Below are 21,681 nucleotides of genomic sequence, written 5' to 3'. Positions count from 1 at the left end.
CTCGAGCGGAACCCGAAAGAGGCACTTCGAATGACCATGGGCACACTGGCCGTCCTGATCAACAGCACGCAGCAGAACTGGCTGCCGGAGCGGTGGAAGGCCCGATTCGAAGCCGTCTGCGAGGACCGCCGCGTGGTGCTGCTGCCGGACGCCGGACTCGATCCGGCGGAGGTGCATTATGCGGCGGTATGGAAGCCGGTGCCGGGCGATCTCGGGGCGTTCCCAAATCTGCGGGCGATCTTCAACCTCGGCGCCGGCGTCGACGCGCTGATGGCCGACAAGAGCCTGCCCGAGGTGCCGCTGGTGCGCGTCGCCGTGCCCGATCTCACCAACCGCATGACCGAATATGTCGTGCTGCACGTTCTGATGCATCACCGCCAGGAGCTTTACCTCCGGCAATCGCAGCGCGAGAAGCGCTGGGAGCCCAGATATCAGTGGCCGGCGAGCGCGATCACGGTCGGCGTCATGGGGCTGGGCACGCTCGGCGCCGATGCGGCCGACGTGCTGCGGCGGCTCGGCTTTCGCGTCGCCGGCTGGAGCCGCAGCCCGCGCACGATCGAGGGCGTCGAATGCTTCCATGGCGCCGCTGGCATGGACGCGTTCCTGCGCAAGACCGATATCGTGGTCTGCCTGCTGCCGCTGACATCAGACACGCACGGCATCCTCAACCGCGAGGTCTTCAAGAAGCTCAATCGCAGCAGCCCGCTCGGCGCGCCGGTGCTGATCAATGCCGGCCGCGGCGGCCTGCAGAACGAGGCTGATCTTCTCGCCTGCCTCGACGACGGCACGCTGGGCGCCGCCTCGCTCGACGTCTTCGTGCAGGAGCCGCAGCCGAAGGACAGCCGGTTCTGGACCCACCCCAAGGTGGTGTTGACGCCGCACAATGCCGCCGACACCGACGCGGATGCGATCTCGGCCTATGTCGCCGAGCAGATCGCCCGGTTCGAGGCGGGCGGCGCGCTGGAGAACGTGGTGGACCGCGCAAGGGGGTATTGAGGCTTCGCTTTAGGCTATTGTTTGAGCATGATCTTTCGGAAAACCGCTGCACACTTTTCCGGATCATGCTCTAGCTTTTAGCTCCCACCATCACGTCGATCGCGCCCTTCACGATCGCCTCCAGCTCCTTGCGCGGCACGCGGGCGCGGGAGCGGATGGCGATGGTGTGGATGGTGGCCGATGCGATCTGCGCCAGCGCGAACGGATCGGCGCTCTCCGGCAGCTCGCCTTTCTCCTTGGCGCGGCGGAAGCAACTGGCAAAGGCCTTGTCGAGCCCGGTGAGGCCGTCCAGCACCATGGCGCGGATCTCGGGATCGCCGACCGCCTCGGAGGCCGCGGTGACGACCGTGAAGCAACCGCGCGGCCCGGTGTCACCGGACAGATAGATGTCCAGCGCGGCCGCGTAGATGCGCTCCAGCCGCCGGCGCAGCGGCATCTCCTCGCGGAAGATCGCGACCATCGCCGCGCTCGCCTCGTCGCGATAGCGCTGGTAGCTCCTGATGTAGAGCTCGCGCTTGTCGCCGAAGGCGCCGTAGAGGCTCGGCCGGTTCATGCCGGTGGCGGCGCTGAGATCGTCGAGCGAGGTGGCCGCGAAACCCTGCTTGCGGAACAGATCGAGCGCCTTGCCGAGCGCGATATCGGGCTCGTAGGCGCGCGGACGGCCGCGGCGCTTAGGCCCACCGCGACCCTCGGGTTCGCCGTGGCGTTCGGGCTGATTGGCAGCAGCTGGCGGCTTCGATTTTTGTACCATTCCGCAAGTTATTCCTTGACCTCACCCATATTATGCAAGATGGTACAAAAATCAATCTGGCCAGGTTGAGCGACACCCAAAGAGGAATTGCCCAAGGAGGCTACAGATGGATCTCTATTTCTCGCCGCTTGCCTGCTCGATGGCGACACGCGTCGCGCTGTATGAAGCCGGCGCCGAGGCGAATTACCTCGAAGTCGATCCGCCGACCAAGAAGGTGCTGAGCGACGGCTCCGACTTCCGCACCGTGAATCCGATCGGCCTCGTGCCGACGCTGCGCACCGACGACGGCATGGTGCTGACCGAGAACGCTGCGATCCTGCAATATGTCGCGGACCGTTTCCCGCAAGCCGGCCTCGGCGCGAGCGCCGGCATGGAACGCACCCGGCTGCATCAATGGCTCTGCTTCATCGGCACCGAGCTGCACAAGGGTCTGTTCATCCCCATGCTCGACCGCAAGGCGCCGCAGGAAGCCAAGGCCTATGCCCTGGAGAAGAACCTGTCGCGGCTCGACTATCTCGACAATTACCTGAAAGGACGCGAGTTCCTGCTCGACCATTTCAGCGTGGCCGATGCCTATCTCGTCACGGTCATCAACTGGACCATGGCGACGCCGCCGATCGAGCTTGCGAAATGGCCGAACCTGAAGGCGTATCACGAGCGGCTGCGTCAGCGACCATCGATTGCCAAGGCGATCGCCGAGGAGTTCGAGCTGTACAAGGCCGAGCTCGCGCGGAAGAAGGCGGCGGCCTGAGGCATGACGAAATGAGGCTCGATCGCTGCACCGACGGAGGTGCGCTCCCTCTCCCGCTTGCGGGAGAGGGTTGGAGAGAGGGTGCTTCTCCAATGGGACAATCCCCAAGAGGAGAAAGCCCTCACCCGCGCCTCCGGCGCGACCTCTCCCGCAAGCGGGAGAGGTGAACGAGCCGTGGCAATCGATTCGACCTGCGCGCTATCTCGGCGGCTGCAGCGCGATGCCGTAGCGGCGATAGATGCGGTCGATCGTGCCGTCGCTGCGCAGCCGTTCGACGGCTGCGTCGATGGCTTCGCGGAACGCATCGTCCGGACGGACCATGCCGACGCCGACGTTCCAGTTCAGATCGGCCGTGCTCTCGTCACGATCCAGGATCCGGAGCGGATTGTCCGGATGGGTCAGATTGAAATAGCTCGCCGCAGTGGGCGTCACCGCCGCGGCGTCGATCTCGCGGTTCGACACGGCCTCCAGGCTGTCGCTCTCGAAGCCGAAGGTCGATATCGGCACGCGCCGCCGGGCGATGATCATGGCTGCGATCGATCCAACCTGCACGCCCACCTTGGTCGATTCGTTGAGGCTGGCGAAGGACGTGAGCGTGCTAGATGCGGGCACGGCGAGCGCGACGCCTGTGCGATAATACGGTTTGGAGATTCTCAGGCGGGTTTCGCCTTGCGCTTCGCGATCGGCGATGACGTCCAGAAGAATGTCGCAGCCGGCGCTGCGCATCTGGTACTGCGTGATGATCCAATCGAGCCTCAGCGAGACACCGAGCTCGCGTGCCAGCACCCGACCGAGTTCGACCTGGAAGCCGGGCGGATCGCCGGTCTTGTGCGCGAAGGGAAGCGAATTGGGATGTGCGCAGAGCCCGATCACGCCGCTGGATCGGATCGCCTCCAGGGGTCGCGCCGCCGCCTGCCCGGACAGAGCGATGGCGGCAGCGACGATGACGGGAACATATGCCTTCATTCCGCGCTCTCTGCGGTTCAACCCTCGCGCGGTTTCAGCGCGCGGATGTACTTGACCATCTGGTCGATCTGGGCGTCGGTGAACGCGCCGTCGAACGCCGGCATCGCCCCTTGCTTGCCGTGCTTGATGCGATTGCGGATGTAGTCGTCGTCGCGCGGCGAATTCATCAATTGCGGCCCCTTGCCCGCGGCCCGGCCGCCGTCGGAGTGACAGAAGCCGCAAGTCCCGGCGAACACCTGCTCGACCTCGAACGCCGCGTTCTCCGGCGCCGGTGTGGCGGATTGGGCCTGGGCCATCGCAGCCCACAGCAACGAGGCGCCCAGCCCCGCCAAGATCGTCTTGCAAGACAGTCTCAACAGCTACGCTCCATTCCTGAGCCACGCGGCCGCGACATCGATCGAGGAGCGGGCTTGCGCCCGCTCCATGATCAGAACATCTGCGGCAGACTATTTCAGGCTGAAGACGACCAAGGCGCCGTCGTCACGCGGCATGCTCTTGTAGACGCCGCCGAAGTTCGGCGCATATTCGTCCGCCAGCATCCCGCCGAAGCCCGCCGTCACCGCGATATATTGCTTGCCGCCGACGGAGTAGCTGACGATGCCGCCCTGATGGCCGGTGCCGTTGTTGTGCCTCCATAGCTCGGCGCCGGTTTCGGCATCATAGGCGTGCAGCACGCCACGCGAATCAGGCACGAAGACGAGGTTGCCCGCGGTCGACAGCACGCTTCCGAGCGGAGGCTCGGGATAGCGAACCTCCCATTTCTTCGCGCCCGTGATGGGATCGCGCGCGTCGAGATGTCCGTAGATCTCGCCACCCGGAGGAGGCACCATCTTGAAATCGGCACCGATGTTGAGCTGGACCTGCGGCGTGGTGACCGGCGTCGTCTTCTGGATATCCAGCGTCATGCACCATTCCTGTCCGATCTTGTAATAGAGACCGGTCTTGGGGCTGTAGGAGCCGGCGTTCCAGCTGATGCCGCCGCCGATGAACGGACACAGCGGTGGTTCGGTGACCTTGCCGACCGGGAAATCGCGACGGCCGATCAGCGCGCCGGTCTTGGGATCGATATCCTTGACGAAGTTGATGTTCTCGACCAGCCGCCAGACGTTCTTCACTTTGAGATTGCGGTCGTAGACGAAGACGAAGCCGCCCTTGTTCGGATGGACGACGTATTTCTGGCCGTCACGCTCGAGCATCACGAATTCGCCGACCGAGCTGTCGAAGTCCCAGGCATCGTGCGGCAGTTCCTGATGGTAGAATTTCAGCTTGCCGGTATCGATGTCGAGCCCGATCACCGAACTCGTGTAGAGGTTGTCGCCGGGACGCGCCCCCTGGGTCTTGTAGTCCGGACCCGACCAATCGTAGAGCGGCGCCGGGTTCGCAGTGCCCCACAGGATGGTGTTGGTCTCGGAATCGTAGGTGCCCGGCATCCAGCCGCCACCACCACCGGTGCGCCAGGACTCGTTGCCCCAGGTCTTCATCGCCTCTTCGGTGCCTGCGACCGTGAGGAACTCCCACTTCTTCTTTCCGGTTGCGGCATCGAGCGCGAAGATCGGGCCGCGGCCCGGCCATTCGCCGCCTTGCGCGCCTATGATCACGCTGCCCTTGGCGTAGAGCGGCGCGCCGGTGAAGCCGACAGTCAGCTTCTGCGAGTCGATCAGCCTGGTCTCCCAGAGAACCTTTCCGGTCTTGGCATCCAGCCCGAAGACACGACCGTCCATGGTGCCGACGAAGACCTTGCCTTCGCCGAGAGCGACGCCGCGGTTGTAAGGAGAGTGCGTCTGCCGGCTGATCAGCGCCTCATCCAGCTCCGGAAAGAACGACCAGATGACCTCGCCGCTGGCGCCGTTCAGCGCGAAGACCCGGCTGTAAGAGCCCGAATAGTACAGCACGCCGTCGGCGACGAGCGGCATCGACTGCAGGCCGCGCGTCGATCGCCCGGGAATGTGCATCCATGCCACGCCCAGATTGCCGACATTGCTCGTATTAATCTGTGCAAGCGGGCTGTAGTGATGGGATTTGTACGAACCGTGATAGGTGAGCCAATCGTTCTGGCCGGCGGCCTCGATACGGGCCGTATCCACGGACTGAGCCAATGCCGCCGTCGCTGCAAGTGTCGCAACGACAACGACAGCCAAGGCCGAGCTGAGCCATTGCTTCCTCATTTGCACTTCCTCCCGCTCTTGTGTTTGTTGATTGCGTCTCGTGAATGCGGCTTGCGAGGGGTACTTGCAGTTCAGTGTGCGTCGATCGTCCTCCATCGGACCGAATCGTCAACAGACCTCCCCTCCTCGGCGCATCGCGCCGAGGAGCCACGTTCACCGGAGTGGTTGCTGTTGTACTTCTGCTTGCCGTCACACTGTACGACGGATCACAGGGCCTGCAAATATGGAATGCGCACCGAAGCCGATTCGATGCAGGGCGACTTGAAACGGCAGCGGCGCTGACCGTTTTTGCTTTCGATCCGCCGATCCCGGAACAGGTCGTCTTATCCGTAAAGCACCTTCGGCAGTATCGTGACGATGCCCGGCCACAGCGTCAGCAGCAGCACGAAGCCGATCATGATCAAGAGATAGGGCAAGGTGACACGCGCGATGTAGCCGAGCCCGTCATCGGTGAGGCCCTGGATGACGAACAGGTTGAAGCCGACGGGCGGCGTGATCTGCGCCATCTCCACGGCGAGCACAAGGAAGATGCCGAACCAGACCTCGTCGAAGCCGGCACCCTTCACGATCGGCAGCACGATCGGCAGCGTCATCACGATCATCGAGAAGCCGTCGAGGAAACAGCCGAGCACGAGATAGAAGACGATCAGCGCCACGATCAGCATGAACGGCGACAGGCCGAGGCTTTTGACGAACGCGGCCACCGCCTGCGGGATGCCGAGGAAGGCCGCGGCATTGCCGAGGATCGAGGCCCCCAGCACAATCAGCGCGATCATCGAGCAAGTGACGACCGAGCCGATCAAGACGTCGCGGATCACCTGCTGCGACATTGCGCCCTGCGCCCAGGCAACCAGGGCCGCGCCGAGCACGCCGACCGCGGCAGCTTCCGAGGGCGTTGCGAGCCCGCCATACATCGAGCCGAGCACGCATGCGATCAGGAACAGCGCCGGCGCGAGATCCTTCAGTGCTGCAAAGCGCTCGCTCCAAGGCACCTGCGAGAGCTTGGCTTCGGTCTCGGGCACCATCGCGGGTTTGAGGGTGGTGTGCAGCATCACCCAGGCCATGAACGTCGCGGCCAGCAGGAAGCCCGGCAGCACGCCGGCGGTGAACAGCTTCAGGATCGAGACGTCGCCGAGCACCCCGTAGATGATCATGATGTTGGAGGGCGGGATCAGGAAGCCGAGCGTGCCGGCGCCGGCGAGCGAGCCGATCGCGATGTCGCGGGAATAACCGCGGCGCGTGAGCTCGTTGAGCGACATGCGGCCGATCACCTGCGTCGTCGCCGCCGACGAGCCCGAGATCGCCGCGAAGATGGTACAGCCGATCACGTTCACATGCAGAAGACGGCCGGGCAGCAGCCCGGCCCAGGGCGCCAATCCCTGAAACAGCGAGCGCGACAGGCGGGTGCGGAACAAGAGCTCGCCCATCAGGATGAACAGCGGCAGCGCCAGCAGCTCCTGCGTGGTCAGGATGTTCCAGGCGTATTGCGGCAGCAGCTTGTCGAGCGGGACCGAACGGAACATCGCGAGCAGCAGCGTCGCGGTCAGCGCAAGGGTGAGGCCGATCCAGACGCCGCAAGCCAGCAGCACAAACAGGATCGCGAACAGGGCAACGACTTCGATGGTCATGCGATCTTGGATCCGGATGCGGGCAAGGCGATCATTCGACGGGCGAGGCCTTCATGCGATGATCCTCCAGCGGCAGGCCGAGCGCGGCCTGGATCGCACGCGCCAGGAACTGCAGCGTCAGCAGCAACATGCCGAAGGTGACGATCGCTTGCGGAAACCACAGCGGCGTGTCGCTCGAGGTCGAGACCTGGCCGCGCACGAAGGCGCTCCAGGCGAATTTCGCCATGGCCATGGTCAGGAACGCCATGAAGGCGAAGCCGGCCGCCGCCGAGAGGATCTCGAGCGCGCGCTGCACCGGCACGGGTGCGTTCTTCAGGAGCAGCACGACGCGGATGTGGCCGCCGACGCGCAGCGTCATGGCGGCGCCGAAAGTGAAGGCCGCCGCCATCAGATAGGAGGAGTATTCCCACGCGATCGAGATGGTCGGCGGGAAGAGCGGCAGGAAGTTCGAGAGGAAGCGGGTTGCGACCTCGCACAGCATCAACAGCGTCAGCATCAGGAGACAGAAGCCGCCGATCCAGCCGTCGAGCCGGCCAAGGCGATCGATGCCGTCGAGGACGATGCGCAGCGGCGCGGGCGCCGCTGCGTTGAGACTTTGCGATGCTTCGGGCGAAAGGCTCACCACGCCTCGTCCTCAGCCGCGCTTGATTTCAGCGAGATAGGCTCGCACCGGCTTGTCCGCCGCCGGCACGCGCTTGAGGAAGGCATCCAACTGCGGCGCGGTCTTGGCCCGGATGTCCTTCATCATGGCGTCCGAGACCGGCACCACCTCCATGCCGCCTTCCTTGAGGCGATTGAGGCTGTCAACGTCGGCCTTGAGCGAATTGGCCCAGAAGCCGGGCTCCATCTTCGCCGCGATGTCAGCGACCAGCTTCTGTTGATCGGCGCCGAGCGCCTTCCAGGCATCGAGATTGACGGTGAGCATCTGCGACGACCAGACATGGTTGGTCGGGTAGACGTATTTGAGGAACTCCCAGAACTTGCCGTCGACGCCCGACACCGACGAGGTGGAGACGCCGGCCACGGCGCCTGAGGCGAGTGCGGGGATTGTTTCGCCCCAGGGGATCATCACCGCCGCCATACCGACGGCATTGAGCATCTCGACCGCGTTCTTGTCGGGCACGCGGATCTTGATGTTCTTGAGGCCCTCGACGTCGGCGACCTTCGTCTTCAGATGCAGATATTGCGTCGGCCATGGCACGACGTAGAGGATCTTCTGATTGTTGCGCGCGGCGATCTTCTCGTATTCGGGCCGCACATATTTGTGCAGCACCTTGAGCTCGTCCACGGAGCCGCAGAGGAAGGGGATGCTCTCGACGCCCATGAAGGGCTCGTCGCCGACCTGCTGGATGTTGAGGACGTCGGCGAGCGGCACCAGGCCGTCGCGCACGGCCCGCAAGTGCTCGGGCCCCTTGAAGCCGAGCTGGCCGCCGGCCTTCACGGTGATGGCGACCGCACCATTGCTCTGCTTCTTCACCTCCTCCGCAAACGCCATCGCGTTCTGGGTGTGGAAATTGCCGTCGGGCCAGACCGTCGACATATCCCAGCTCGTTGCCGCCCGGGCGCGAGTCGAGATGTGGCCGGCGGCGAGCAGCGTCGCTGCGCCCACAGTGAAGTTCCGTCGCGTAATCATTGCTCCCCTCCGTTTACCGAGCGTGTTGATGCATCAACGCGCGTACCCATAGACCTTGACTGCGTTCTCCGAAGACACGAGACCGCTTGCGACGTCGTCGTTGACGGCCGCGCGATCGCGCTCCCTGGGATCGCCGATGCCGGCACCGCCGGGCGTCAGCACGACCAGCCGGTCATCCGGCGGCACCTGCTGAAAGCCCTTGCCGCGCAGCTTCTTGCCGGATTTGAGACCGACATAGCCGGCCTCGCCGTTCTGGCCGCCGTCCCGCCCGCGCGGCGGGTGGTCGATGCGGTCGAACGCGGCGAGGATGTCGAACGGCGCATCGACCCCGCTGCCGACTTCGATGATCTGGCCGAGGCCGCCGCGGGTGCGCCCCGCCCCGCCGGAATCCGGACGCAGCTCCTTGCGCCAGAAGATCAGCGGCGTCTGCGTTTCGGCAATCTCGACCGGCGTGCCGCGCACGCCGCTTGGGTAAGCGGTCGCCGACAGCCCGTCCTTGCCGAAGCGCGCACCGGTGCCGCCGTTGGAGGTGACTGCCATCGAGAACCCGTAATTGCCGCCGGCGCCGGAGCGGGTCTGGCCGCGCACGTTGAGATTCCACAGGCAGGAGGTGCCTTCCGCAGGCACGCGCTCGGGAATGATCTGGCGCAGGCAGCCGAACACGACGTCCGGCAGCATCTGGCCGATGACGTGGCGCGACGCCACAGGCGCCGGCTTTGGCGCATTGAGGATGGCACCAGCCGGCGCAGACACCGTCAGCGGCGAGAGCGAGCCGGCATTGTTGGGGATCTGCGAGGCAACGACGCAGCCGAGGCCGAACACGGTATAGGCGGTGGTGTAGGACAGCGGCACGTTGATGCCGAACTTCGAGGCCGCCGAGGTGCCGTCGAAATCGACGTGGATGCCGGTATCCGAGATCGTCAGCGTCGCCGCCAGCGTCACCGGCGCATCATAACCGTCGACCACCATGGTGTTGCGCCAGCTGCCCTTCGGCAGCTTTGCGATCTCGGCCAGCACGGCCTCGCGCGAGCGGTCGCAGATGTAGTCGCCGAGCTCGTCGAGCGTGTCGATGCCGAACTCGCTCATCATCTCGACCAGGCGCTCGCAGCCGACATCGTTGCAGCCGGCGAGCGAATAGGTATCGCCCTCGGTGTCGATCGGCAGGCGCGTGTTGGTGCGGATCATCGCCATCAGCGTCTCGTTGACGACGCCCTGGTCGATCAGCTTCAGCATGGGGATGTAGAGCCCCTCCATGAACACGTCGGTGGCGTCGGGCCCGAAGCCGATGCCGCCGATGTCCATGAGATGACTGGTGCAGGAGAACAGCGCGACGACCTTGCCGTCCTTGAAGCAGGGCGTGGTGACGACGAAATCGTTGAGATGACCGGTGCCCATCCAGGGATCATTGGTGATGTAGGCATCGCCCTCCTTCATCGTCTCGATCGGGAAGTGAGCGATGAAGTGCTTGACCGATTCGGCCATCGAGTTGACGTGGCCGGGTGTGCCGGTCACCGCCTGCGCCAGCATCCGCCCCTTGAGGTCGAACACGCCGGCCGAGAGGTCGCCGCATTCGCGCACGATCGGGCTGAAGGCGGTGCGAAGCAGCACCTGGGCCTGCTCCTCGACCACGGCGATCAGCCGGTGCCACATGATCTGGAGGTCGATCAGGCTCGCGCCATTTGCCTTGCTCATGATTAGGCCGCCTTTCGTTCCATGACGATGCTGCCGGCACCGTCGATATGGGCGTCGAAACTGGTGGAGACGAACGTCGAGGTTTCGTCTTCCGCGATCACGGCGGGGCCTGCGATGGTTGCCCCTGGCGCCATGTCCTCGCGCCGATAGAGCGGGATCTCGATCACTTCGCCGGCCCGGCCGTCGAAGAACTTTCGGCTGCCGGACGCCTTGGCCGCGGGCTTGCGCGCGACCGCCGCAACGGCAGGCGGATTGCGCGCCTCGGTGGTCGCCAGCACCGACCAGCTCAACACCTCGATCGCCGCGCCCGGGATCGGTCGCTCGAACATCGCCGAATAGTCGGCCTCGAACTTTTGCCGCAGGCCAGCGAGATCGGCCGACGTCAGCGGCCGGTTCGGCAGCTCGACCGAGATCTCGTGGCCCTGGCCGACATAGCGCATGAAGGCAGCACGGCGCTCGCGCACCGGCGCGCCAGCGGCGCCAGGCTCGACCAGCGCACGCGCTTCGGTCGCCATCTCCCGCAAGAGGTCGGAGACAGCCTCGGTGTCGAAATCATCGAGGCGCACGTGCCGGCTGCGCACCAATTCATACGCGATGGGAGCCGCCAGAAATCCGACCGCCGAGCCGACGCCGGCATTCGAGGGCACGATCACGCGGGACACGCCGATCTTCTCGGCGACACGGGCCGCATGCAGCGGCGCGGCGCCGCCGAAGGCGATCAGCGTGTGCTGGCCGACCACCGCGCCGCGCTCGACAGCGTGCACGCGCGCCGCGCTCGCCATGTTCTCGCAGACCACCTCGTGCACGGCATAAGCCGCGGTTTCCGCCGACAGGCCGAGCGGCGCACCGACATCGCGCAGCAGCGCCTCTTTCGACAGCTCCGGATCGAGCTTGATCGTACCGGCCGCAAAGGTATCGGGATCGATCATGCCGAGCGCAACGTCGGCATCCGTCACTGCCGGACGCTGGCCGCCGCGGCCATAGCAGGCCGGCCCCGGCTCCGACGAGGCGCTCTCCGGGCCGACGGTGACGCGCTTCATCGCGTCGACATGGGCAATCGAGCCGCCGCCGGCGCCGATCTCGACCATCTCGATCACGGGGATGCGCACCGGCAGGCCGGAGCCCTTGAGGAAGCGCGCCGCGCGATCGACCTCGAACACGCGTGAGGTCTCGGGCTGGTATTTCTCGATCAGGCAGATTTTTGCCGTGGTGCCGCCCATGTCAAAAGAGAGCACCTTGCTCTCGCCAAGGCGCGCCGCGATCTGCGCCGCGAAGATCGCGCCGCCCGCAGGACCGGATTCGACGAGACGCACCGGAAAGCGCCGCGCCGTCTCGATCGAGGTGACGCCGCCGCCTGACGTGACGAGATAGATCGAGCCGCGGAACTGCTCGACCTGCAGGGCGTCGGCCATGCGGGCGAGATAGCCGTCGATCAGGGGTTGCACATAGGCGTTCGCGACCGCAGTCGATGTGCGCTCATACTCGCGAATTTCGGGACAGACGGCGGAAGACAATGTGACGGAGATGCCGGGCATCTCCTCGGCCAGGATCGCCGCTGTGCGCCGCTCGTGCTCGGGATTGGCATAGGAATGCAGGAAGGCGATGGCGACGCTCTTGACCTCGAGTTCGCGCAATTTCGGCGCGAGCGCCCGCACCGAAGCTTCGTCGAGCGGGAGGCGGACGGCGCCGTGAGCGTCGATGCGCTCGGGCACGGTGAAGCGGAGGCCGCGCGGCGCCAGCGGCTTCGGCTTGTCGATGCTGAGGTCGTACTGGTCGTAGCGGCTCTCCGTGCCGATATCGAGCACGTCGCGAAAGCCTTCGGTTGCGATCAGCGCCGTCCTGGCGCCGCGCCGCTCGATGATCGCGTTGGTCGCGAGCGTCGTGCCATGGATGAAGACGTCGATATCGCTGATATGCGCGCGCGCATCGGCAAGAATGAGCCGCATGCCGTCCAGCACCGCCTGCTCAGGCCGCTGCGGCGTCGTCAGCACCTTGCGGGTTTTGCGGTCTTGTCCCACGTCCAGCACGATGTCGGTGAACGTGCCACCGATATCAACGGCAAGCCGTACCTCGGCTCCCTCGAGCATTCCAATTTCTCCGTGCTGGTCGTCAAGACCGGGTCCAAAAGCGCAGCAATTCCCGTGCCATGACGCATGCCTGTAACGCTGTGCCCGGCTATTTTGCGCGGCACCTATGCAATAGGCAAGGCGTGTTCGCGCCTGAGCGATCAGAGCAGGAATGCAAGCGCCGCCTCGCAGCGCTGCTCGACCTTCAGCGTCAGGAGATCGTCGGCGCGGGTGCGGCCGAGATTGACCGCGGCGATCGGAATCTGCCGTTTCGCGGGCGGCCTGCACGAAGCGGAAGCCGGAATAGACCATCAATGACGAGCCAACGATCAGCATGGCATCGGCCTGCGCCAGATGCTCCTGCGCCGTGGCCACCACCTCACGCGGCACGTTCTCGCCGAAGAACACCACGTCGGGCTTGAGGATGCCGCCGCAGGCTTCGCAAGGAGGCACCTCGAAGGAGGAAAAATCCTCGTGCTCCAGATCGGCATCGCCGTCGGGTGCATCGGCGGCATCGAGCGTCAGCCATGCCTCATTGGCGCGGCCGAGCGCGTGCTGAAACTCCTCGCGCGGCGTCTTCGCCCCGCAGCCCATGCAGCGGACCAGATCGAGCCGGCCGTGCAGGTCGATCACCTGCCGATGGCCGGCCGACTGATGCAACCGGTCGACGTTCTGGGTCAGCAGCATCCCGCACCGGCCGTTCGCCTCGAGCCGGGCCAGCGCACGATGAGCATCGTTCGGCCTCGCCTGGCCGAACCGCCGCCAGCCGATCAGGCTGCGTGCCCAATAGCGCCGGCGGGTTGGCTCCTCCGACATGAAGGCCTGAAAATTGACCGGCTGGGTCCGTTTCCAGTTGCCCTGGCTGTCGCGATAGTCGGGAATGCCCGAATTGGTGCTGCAGCCGGCGCCCGTCAGCACGAACAGGCGTTCGTGCCGGCCGATGAAATCCTGGAGCGGAGGTTTTGCCGGAGGGGCATTCGTCATGGCGCATGATGTAGTTCGCGCCGGCCCGTTTTGCCAGATAACGACAATCCCGGCGCATGGCGGCCGCATAGCCGTTATCGCGGCGACCGCCGTCCCGTGAGATCGAGCGGACGAGCTTTCTCTTGTCCCGCGATCCGCGCGGCCTGCTGCAGCGTCAGCCTGAACTCGTCCCGCTTCTCGTGCACGGAGGCGATCGCATGCCCGACCGCAACGCCGAGGCCGACCAGTGCGGCTTCGGAGAGCTGCAGGCTCGCCTCGATGGTTTCCGGCACCGCATCGGTTGCGCCGATCGCGTAGAGGTGCCGGGCATGATCGGCATCCCGCGCACGCGAGACGATCAGCACGTCCGGCCGCACCGCCCGGACCCGCTCGACGACGGCATCGATCGCCGGCCGCGACTGGATGGTGATGATCACGCCGGTCGTCTGCATCAAGCCGCAGGCTTCGAGGAAACCCGGCTCTGTCGCATCGCCAAAATAGACCTTGTGACCGTCGCGGCGATCACGCGCCACGTCGACGGCCGCGTGATCGACTGCGATGTAGTTCAGGCCATGGCTGGTCAGCAGGGAGCAGACCACCTTCCCAACACGGCCATAGCCGACCACGATGGCGTGCGCGCGGTCGCCGGGCGGCCGCACCGCGAGTTCGGGATCGGGCGTGCGTTCGCTGCTCAGTTTCGCGGCCAATTTTCGTCCAAGAATGCTCAGAAGCGGCGTCAGGGCCATCGTCACGGCGGTCACGGCGACGGCAAAGCTCGACACGCGGGGCTCGATCATGCCTCCGGCCGCCGCCATTCCGATGCTGACGAAGGCGAATTCGCCGACGGGGCCCAGCAGGAAGCCGATCTCGATCGCCGCCGGCCATGACAGCCTGAAGAGGCGCCCCAGGATGATGAGCACGATCGCCTTGCCGACGAGAATGCCGACGACGGCGGCCAGCAGCCAGACGGGCTCGCGCAGGAACACGCGGACGTCGATGGCCATGCCGACGGTGAAGAAGAAGATGCCCAGCAGCAGGCCCTTGAACGGCTCCACGGTGGCCTCGATGGCCTTGCCATACTCGGTCTCCGCCAGCATCAGTCCTGCAACGAAGGCTCCGAGCGCCATCGACAGGCCGGCCTGGTGGGCGGCAAGCCCTGCGCCGACAATGACGAACAGGGTCGCGGCAACGAACAACTCCGTCGAATGGGTGCCTGCAACCATCTGGAAGAGCGGACGCATCAATAGCCGTCCGACCAGCGTGAGGAAGGCTACCGCTAGCACCGCCTTCAGGACCGCACTGGAGATATGCGCCACGACCGAGCCACCGCTTCCCGCGCCGAGCACCGAGACGAAAACCAGAATGGGGACGACTGCGAGGTCTTGAGCCAGCAGCACCGAGAAGCTGGCGCGCCCAGCCGAGGTGGAAAGCCGCCTCTCGGCGGACAGGAGCTCGAGCACGATCGCCGTCGAGGACAGCGCAAGGCTCGCGCCGAGGATCACGGCCGTATCGGAGCTCTGCCCGAAGAGAAGCGCCACGCCGAAAATCATCGCCGACGTCGCGAGGACTTGCAGGCCGCCGAGCCCGAACACCAGACGCCGCATCGTCATCAGCCGTCTGAAAGACAGCTCGAGCCCGATCAGGAATAGCAGGAACACAATGCCGAGATTGGCGATACCCTCGACGTTCTTCGCGTCCGTCACGGTGAACCAGTACAGGAACGGGAGGTCCTTGACGAGCGAGCCGAGCCCGAGCGGACCGAGAATGGCGCCGGCCCCGAGATAGCCCAGCACCGGATTGATGCCCCAATGCCGGACGATCGGCACCACGACGCCGGCGGTGCCGAGGACCACCAGCGCGTCACTATAGGCATTGATGTTGATGGTTGTGGTCACGGGCCCTTCACGTGTCGGCGCTCGCCAATAGCGGCAGCGCCATCCACGGTCGATAGCACACGGCGCCGCAGACCCCCAACCGGTCGCGCCCCTCTATCCCACGCGAGGCGCGCGCAACCCCAAGCCGGTTTTCAGCTTGCCCAGTTCTCCCGAAACTCTGGAAACAGCGTCAGGCCCCCGCAGGCATAGATGGTCTGCCCGGTGATGTAGCTGGCGTCCTCCGAGGCGAGGAAGGCGAACACCGCGGCGATCTCTTCCGGCGTGCCGACGCGCCCCATCGGAATGTGGGAGGTGACGACGCCGCGCTTCTCCGGATCGCCGGTCCAGGCCGCATTGATCGGCGTGTCGATCGCGCCGGGACCAACCGCATTGACGCGGATGCGCTGGCCGGCGAATTCCAGCGCCAGCGTGCGCGTGAGATTGGCCATGCCGCCCTTGCTGATCGAGTAAGCGAGATAGCCGGGTTTGGGGATGATCTGGTGGACGCTGGAGCAGTTGATGATGCTGCCGCCTGCGCCGCGCGCGACGAAATGCGCCAGCGCCTTCTGGGCACACAGCACGGCGCCGTTCAGGTTGACGTCGATGATGCGGCGATAGGTTTCGACGTCGAGCGCCTCGCTCGGCGATTCCCGCTGGAAGCCGGCATTGTTGACGAGACAATCGAGACGCTTGAAGCGCGCCAGGACCGTCTCGAACATCGCGGCGATGTCCTGCTCATTGCCGACATCGGCCTTGACGACGATATGGTCGAGCCTGCCATGGCCGCGATCGCTCGATGCGGCTCGTGCGAGCGCGAGCGTCTCGTCCGCCCCCTCGGGACTGCCGAAATAATTGATGGCGACGGTCGCGCCTTCCTGGGCGAGCCGGATGGCAACGGCACGACCGATGCCTTGTGAGGCGCCGGTCACCAGCGCGTACTGGCCGACGAGGCGCGAGGGAAACGGGGTCGAGCGTTCGGTTTGCGGCATGTGTTTTCTCCGGGATGCATCATCATGGATGGAACCGGCGTTTTGTTCCATCCCTCGCAGATGCCGGCATCTAGTCGGCTCGCTGCGCGCGCGGCGAGGTCAAGATCTGATAGAGGATGATCGCGCCGAACGTCGCGGTGCCGATGCCGCCGATCGTGAATGCACCGAATTTGAGCGTGAGGTCGCCGGCCCCTGCGATCAGCGCCACCGCGACCGTGATGAGGTTCGCAGGATTGGCGAAGTCGACCTTGTTCTCGACCCAGATTCGTCCGGCCATCGCCGCGATCAATCCGAACAGCACGATCGAAAGCCCCCCGATGACGGGACCCGGGATGGACAAGATGAGCGCGCCGAATTTCGGCGAGAAGCCGAGCAGGATCGACACCAGGGCTGCGAACGCAAACAGCAGTGTCGAATAGACCTTGGTCGCCGCCATCACGCCGATGTTCTCGGCATAGGTGGTGACGCCGGTACCACCGCCGCACGCCGCCACGATGGTAGCTAAGCTGTCGGCGAAAAGGGCGCGGCCAAGATAAGAATCGAGGCTTCGGCCGGTCATGGCGCCAACGGCCTTGATGTGCCCGAGGTTCTCGGCAACGAGAATGACGGCAACCGGCGCGATGAGGAAGATCGCATCGGCATGGAAGCTCGGCGCAGTGAAGTTCGGCAGCCCGAGCCACGGCGCGGCCGACAATTGCGTGAAGTCGATCGGCTTGCCGAAGCCGAGGCCGTTCGCGAACAGCAGGTACAAGAGATAGCCGCCGAGCGCCCCGAGGATGATCGGTAGGCGGCGCCACAGGCCTGGTGCTGCAACGGCGACCACGCCGATGATCAAGACGGTGGCGAGGCCGATCCAGGTGTCGAATGCATTGGCGCTAACTGCCTTGACCGCAACCGGCGCGAGATTGAGGCCGATCGCGGCGACGACGGCGCCGGTAACGGCCGGCGGCAGCAGCCGCTCGATCCAGCCGACACCGGACCACATCACGACCAGCGAAATCAGGCCATACAGCACTCCGGCGCCGACGATGCCGCCGAGCGCAACCGACAGGTTCGGGTTCGGCCCCTGCCCGGCATAGCCGGTGGCGGCGATGACGACGGCGATGAAGGCGAAGCTCGAGCCGAGATAGCTCGGCACGCGCCCGGCGACGATGACGAAGAAGATCAGCGTGCCGACGCCGGAGAACAGAACTGCAACGTTGGGATCGAACCCCATCAACAGCGGCGCGATGATCGTCGCACCGGACATCGCGACGCAATGTTGAAGACCCGAGACGATGGTCTGGCCCCAGGACAGCCGCTCCTCCGGCATGATCACGCCCGAGGTCTTGAGCTTCCAACGTGGAAAATAGCTCTGCTCGTCCGAGCCTGTTGCGATCGTCATGTTTCCACCCAAGTTCGGCGCAACGACCGATGGTCGTGCCAACAGACAAAAACGTGATTGTCGCTTCTGCGGCGCCCATCACATGATGCAAATCATGCACGATCAATCCGTTCCCGAGCCTACATTATGACACAGATTGCGATCCCGTCAGCCATCCAGCGCCGGCACCAGCCCTGGTACAAGATCCTGTACGTCCAGGTGCTGATCGCGATCGCACTCGGCGTGCTCATCGGCTATGTCTATCCCGATCTCGGCAAGGCCTTGAAGCCACTCGGCGACGGCTTCATCGCGCTGATCAAGATGATGATCGCGCCCGTGATCTTCTGCACCGTGGTGCACGGCATTTCCTCGATGGGCGATCTGAAGCGGGTCGGCCGGGTCGGGCTGAAGTCGCTGATCTATTTCGAGACGGTCTCGACCGTGGCGCTCGCGGTCGGCCTTCTGGTCGGGGAGATTCTCCAGCCCGGACACGGCTTCAACATCGATCCAACCACGATCGACCCGAAATCGGTGGCGACCTACGTCACCAAGGCCCACGAAGAGGGCATCGTCGCCCATCTGATGGCGATCATTCCCGACAGCTATCTCGGCGCCATTGCGCGCGGCGACCTCTTGCAGGTGCTGCTGATCTCGATCCTGTCCGGCTTCGCCATCGCCTTTCTCGGCAAGGCCGGCGAGCCTATTGCGGACGCTATCGACAAGGCGGCGAAGATGTTCTTCGGCATCATCCGCATCATCGTGCGCGTCGCGCCGATCGGCGCCTTCGGCGCGATGGCGTTCACCGTCGGCGCCTACGGCCTCGGCTCGCTGCTCAATCTCGCCGCGCTGATCGGCACGTTCTATCTGACCAGTATCCTGTTCGTGCTGATCGTGCTGGGTTCGATCGCCCGGCTCGCCGGCTTCTCGATCCTGCGCTTCATCGCCTATATCAAGGACGAGCTTTTGATCGTTCTCGGCACCTCGTCCTCCGAGACCGTGCTGCCGCAGATGATCCAGAAGATGGAGCATCTCGGCGCCTCACGCTCCGTGGTGGGCCTCGTCATCCCGACCGGCTACAGCTTCAATCTCGACGGCACTAACATCTACATGACGCTGGCGACGCTGTTCCTGGCGCAGGCGACCAACACCCATCTGACCATCTGGCAGGAGCTCGGCATTCTCGGCATCGCCATGATCACCTCCAAGGGGGCCTCGGGCGTGACCGGCGCCGGCTTCATCACGCTCGCCGCGACGCTGTCGATCGTGCCTGATATCCCGATCCAGTCGATCGCGATCCTGGTCGGCATCGACAAGTTCATGAGCGAATGCCGCGCGCTGACCAACCTGATCGGAAATGGCGTTGCCTGCGTGGTCATCAGCATCTCCGAAGGCGAGCTCGACCGCGACGCGCTGCACGAGACCATGGCGCATCCGCTGGAGATCGGCGAGGCGCTGGAGCCGAGTGGAGGCGCGGCCTCGTAGGCCGCGCAGTCGGTGAGCAGACGAAGCCTGGTTCCGATGCGGTAGTTTCCCGGAGTAGAAAATCGATGCGGCCCGCGTCACAACACTGGCGTTGGGATCACGGATTTATACTCATTTTTTCCGCCCGACGCGCTGGGGGCAGGGCGTCGGGCTTTTGATAATCACAGCCAGATCCAGAGCGCCAGGCGGGATCAGACGATCCCGCCATCGATGCGCGGCAAATTGGCGGCAAGTTCGATCCGCCGCGTGATCCCGATCGCCTGCAGGAACGCCTCGTCATGGCTGACGACCAGCAGAGCGCCGTCATAGGCCCGCAAGCCGGCCTCGACGGCTTCGATGGACTCGAAGTCGAGATGATTAGTCGGCTCGTCCAGGATCAGCAGCGACGGCGGCGGCTGCCCGCCCAGCACGCAAGCGAGGCCCGCGCGGAACATTTGCCCACCGCTCAGGCTCCCGACGATTTGCAAGGCGGCATCGGCGCGAAACATGAACCGGGCCAGCGCGGCATGGCACTCGTTCGCACCGGCCTTCGGATTGAGACGCCGAAAATTGTCCAGGATGGAGCGCGCCGGTTCGAGCAGGCTGACCTTCTGGTCGAACAACGCGAAATCCGGCCTGACCCGCACGATGCCCGCAAGCGGACGCAGCTCGCCCACGATGAGCTTCAGCAGCGTCGTCTTGCCGGAGCCATTGGGCCCGAGCAGCGCGACGCGCTCCGGCCCGACCACCGCAAATGAGAGGTCGCGCAGGACAGGCTGCTCCGGCCGAAAGCCAGCGCTGACACCGTCAAGCCAAAGCACCTCCCTCCCCGCCGGCAGGTCGGTTGCGGGCAATTTGACCGAGAGCGGCTGAAGAACCTCGATGCGCCGGCGCGCCGTGTCGATGGCTTGAAGTGCTTCCGCGCGCTGCCGCTCGGCGATTTGCGCATTCTTGCCGCCGGTGTCCTCGCTGCGATCCTTGCGGGCGCCGGCCAGGATGCGCGGCATGTCGCCCTTGGCGTGCTTCTTTCTGCCGCCGCTGTCCTTGCGCGCTTTCTTCTCCGCGGCCTCCTGCGCCCTCCCGTCGATCTCGGACAGGCGGTTCTCGGCAAGCGCGAGATCGTGCCTCACAGCCGCGAGCTCGATGGCCTTCTGCGTTCGAAAGCTGCTCCAATTGCCGCCATATCGTGTCGCGCCGAGCGACGTCAGCTCGACGATCGCATCCATGGTGTCGAGCAGTGTCCGGTCGTGGCTGACGATAATCGCGCCGCCGCGCCAGGCAGCCAGCAGATCGGTGACGGCCTTGCGTCCGTCCTGGTCGAGATTGTTGGTGGGCTCGTCCAGCAGCAGGAAGTCAGGCGCAGCGAACACCAGCGCGGCGAGACGAACCCGCGTGATCTGGCCACCGGACAGGCACGACAGCTCCGTATCGGGAGACGGATCGAACCCGAGGCGCGCCAGCGCGGCCCCAAGCCGCGTCTCGAGCGTCCAGTCGACCGCAGCGACCTCGTCGGCGGAGGCGTCGCCCCGCTCGGCACGGCGCAGCAACTCGAGCGCTGGCCGCACACCGAACATATCCGCCACGGTCGCGCCGGCAAGAACCTGCACGTCCTGGCGTAACAAGCCGATAGTGCCGTTGATCAGAACGCGTCCCGACTGAGGAATATGTTCTCCGAGCATCGACGCAAGCAGCGTCGTCTTGCCAACGCCGTTACGGCCGACGAGACCAGTTCGCTCGGCGCCGAATGTCAGATCGAGGTTTGAGAAGAGAGAGCGGCCGTCAGGCGTGGACAGCGACAAGTTCGACAGGATGATTGAAGCGGGCATGGAGTTCCCCGTGAGCAAGGCGGATGGGCGTTGCGGTCGGGGTGAAATCCATGGCTGCGAAGATCCTGATTGAGGAATTCTCTAACTAGTCCCATCAAAGGGCGAGATCAAGGCGCGGCACGAGGAGGCAACAGCGTGATGGGCGCTGTCGTCCTTCCTCGCCGTGCGCCATCAGCCCTTGAGCGCGGTCACCACCACCTCAATTAGCGCGCCGCCGCCGAGATCGGCGACGCCGACGGTGGCGCGGGTCGGCAGATTGTCGCCGAAGAATTCGGTCCAGGCCGCGTCCATCTCCTTCTTCTTGGAGAGATCGGTGACGAAGATCGAGGCGCTGACCACGCGCGACTTGTCGGTTCCCGCCTCCTTCAGATAGCCGGCGATCTTGCCGAGGATGTTGCGGGTCTGCTCACCCATCGAGACCGAGGTGTCGTCGGCGATCGTGCCGCCGAGGAAGACGAAGCCATTGGCTTCGACGGCGCGGTGCATGATGGGCGTGCGGATGCTGCGGGTGATGCTCATGATGTCCTCTTGTTCCTTTGTTTGAGCATGATCTTTTC

Annotated in this window: 17 protein-coding genes and 1 pseudogene; 3 read left to right on the top strand and 15 right to left on the bottom strand. The window is 65.0% G+C overall.

Translation table 11 applies throughout. The features are described from left to right. Nucleotides 1-30 precede the first annotated feature (30 nt). Entirely contained in the window at nucleotides 31-996 is a 966-nt protein-coding gene (locus ACVWYQ_RS28930; protein ID WP_456726607.1) for a 2-hydroxyacid dehydrogenase, read from the top strand. A gap of 70 nt (nucleotides 997-1,066) precedes the next feature. Here ACVWYQ_RS28930 and ACVWYQ_RS28925 read toward each other — a convergent pair whose 3' ends face one another. Continuing rightward, entirely contained in the window at nucleotides 1,067-1,747 is a 681-nt protein-coding gene (locus ACVWYQ_RS28925; RefSeq protein WP_456726606.1) for a TetR/AcrR family transcriptional regulator, read from the bottom strand. Nucleotides 1,748-1,853: 106 nt separating this feature from the next. Between ACVWYQ_RS28925 and ACVWYQ_RS28920 the strand changes: the two genes are divergently transcribed. Beyond that, a complete protein-coding gene (locus ACVWYQ_RS28920; protein WP_157283790.1) occupies nucleotides 1,854-2,498 on the top strand; it encodes a glutathione binding-like protein in 645 nt (214 codons plus the stop codon). 198 nt (nucleotides 2,499-2,696) lie between these two features. Here ACVWYQ_RS28920 and ACVWYQ_RS28915 read toward each other — a convergent pair whose 3' ends face one another. From ACVWYQ_RS28915 to ACVWYQ_RS28860, 12 genes and pseudogenes are all read right to left on the bottom strand, one after another. Then, the gene (locus tag ACVWYQ_RS28915; protein ID WP_404545987.1) at nucleotides 2,697-3,464 is read right to left on the bottom strand and encodes a substrate-binding periplasmic protein; all 768 of its coding nucleotides are present in this window, start codon (nucleotides 3,462-3,464) and stop codon (nucleotides 2,697-2,699) included. Nucleotides 3,465-3,481: 17 nt separating this feature from the next. Beyond that, nucleotides 3,482-3,796 (bottom strand): c-type cytochrome, encoded by a 315-nt coding sequence (locus ACVWYQ_RS28910; protein ID WP_246732250.1) that lies wholly within the window; start codon nucleotides 3,794-3,796, stop codon nucleotides 3,482-3,484. Nucleotides 3,797-3,910: 114 nt separating this feature from the next. Then, entirely contained in the window at nucleotides 3,911-5,629 is a 1,719-nt protein-coding gene (locus ACVWYQ_RS28905) for a pyrroloquinoline quinone-dependent dehydrogenase (protein WP_271542917.1), read from the bottom strand. A 323-nt stretch (nucleotides 5,630-5,952) separates the two neighbouring features. Then, a complete protein-coding gene (locus tag ACVWYQ_RS28900; protein ID WP_275498045.1) occupies nucleotides 5,953-7,257 on the bottom strand; it encodes a TRAP transporter large permease in 1,305 nt (434 codons plus the stop codon). A 31-nt stretch (nucleotides 7,258-7,288) separates the two neighbouring features. Then, the gene (locus ACVWYQ_RS28895; protein WP_404545984.1) at nucleotides 7,289-7,882 is read right to left on the bottom strand and encodes a TRAP transporter small permease subunit; all 594 of its coding nucleotides are present in this window, start codon (nucleotides 7,880-7,882) and stop codon (nucleotides 7,289-7,291) included. Between the two features lie 9 nt (nucleotides 7,883-7,891). Further along, nucleotides 7,892-8,890 (bottom strand): TRAP transporter substrate-binding protein, encoded by a 999-nt coding sequence (locus tag ACVWYQ_RS28890; protein WP_404545982.1) that lies wholly within the window; start codon nucleotides 8,888-8,890, stop codon nucleotides 7,892-7,894. 33 nt (nucleotides 8,891-8,923) lie between these two features. Further along, entirely contained in the window at nucleotides 8,924-10,582 is a 1,659-nt protein-coding gene (locus ACVWYQ_RS28885) for a hydantoinase B/oxoprolinase family protein (protein ID WP_275510556.1), read from the bottom strand. 2 nt (nucleotides 10,583-10,584) lie between these two features. Then, entirely contained in the window at nucleotides 10,585-12,669 is a 2,085-nt protein-coding gene (locus ACVWYQ_RS28880; protein WP_404545980.1) for a hydantoinase/oxoprolinase family protein, read from the bottom strand. Nucleotides 12,670-12,809: 140 nt separating this feature from the next. Then, nucleotides 12,810-13,632, bottom strand: a pseudogene (locus ACVWYQ_RS28875) (NAD-dependent protein deacetylase). Nucleotides 13,633-13,706: 74 nt separating this feature from the next. Beyond that, on the bottom strand, nucleotides 13,707-15,506 hold the full coding sequence (locus ACVWYQ_RS28870; protein WP_271542910.1) for a cation:proton antiporter domain-containing protein: 1,800 nt from the start codon (nucleotides 15,504-15,506) through the stop codon (nucleotides 13,707-13,709). A 131-nt stretch (nucleotides 15,507-15,637) separates the two neighbouring features. Next, nucleotides 15,638-16,474, bottom strand: a complete 837-nt coding sequence (locus ACVWYQ_RS28865; RefSeq protein ID WP_404545977.1) for an SDR family oxidoreductase — start codon at nucleotides 16,472-16,474, stop codon at nucleotides 15,638-15,640. A 70-nt stretch (nucleotides 16,475-16,544) separates the two neighbouring features. After that, nucleotides 16,545-17,858 (bottom strand): solute carrier family 23 protein, encoded by a 1,314-nt coding sequence (locus tag ACVWYQ_RS28860; RefSeq protein WP_404545975.1) that lies wholly within the window; start codon nucleotides 17,856-17,858, stop codon nucleotides 16,545-16,547. Nucleotides 17,859-17,984: 126 nt separating this feature from the next. Between ACVWYQ_RS28860 and ACVWYQ_RS28855 the strand changes: the two genes are divergently transcribed. After that, the gene (locus ACVWYQ_RS28855; protein WP_404545973.1) at nucleotides 17,985-19,319 is read left to right on the top strand and encodes a dicarboxylate/amino acid:cation symporter; all 1,335 of its coding nucleotides are present in this window, start codon (nucleotides 17,985-17,987) and stop codon (nucleotides 19,317-19,319) included. 191 nt (nucleotides 19,320-19,510) lie between these two features. Here ACVWYQ_RS28855 and ACVWYQ_RS28850 read toward each other — a convergent pair whose 3' ends face one another. Continuing rightward, nucleotides 19,511-21,124 (bottom strand): ABC-F family ATP-binding cassette domain-containing protein, encoded by a 1,614-nt coding sequence (locus tag ACVWYQ_RS28850; RefSeq protein WP_456726605.1) that lies wholly within the window; start codon nucleotides 21,122-21,124, stop codon nucleotides 19,511-19,513. A 171-nt stretch (nucleotides 21,125-21,295) separates the two neighbouring features. Beyond that, on the bottom strand, nucleotides 21,296-21,643 hold the full coding sequence (locus ACVWYQ_RS28845; protein ID WP_028138431.1) for a RidA family protein: 348 nt from the start codon (nucleotides 21,641-21,643) through the stop codon (nucleotides 21,296-21,298). Nucleotides 21,644-21,681 lie beyond the last annotated feature (38 nt).

The organism is Bradyrhizobium sp. USDA 3397 (assembly GCF_054060965.1).
Note: the sequence above shows the minus strand (reverse complement) of the source record. Positions and strands in the feature narration are given on the sequence as shown.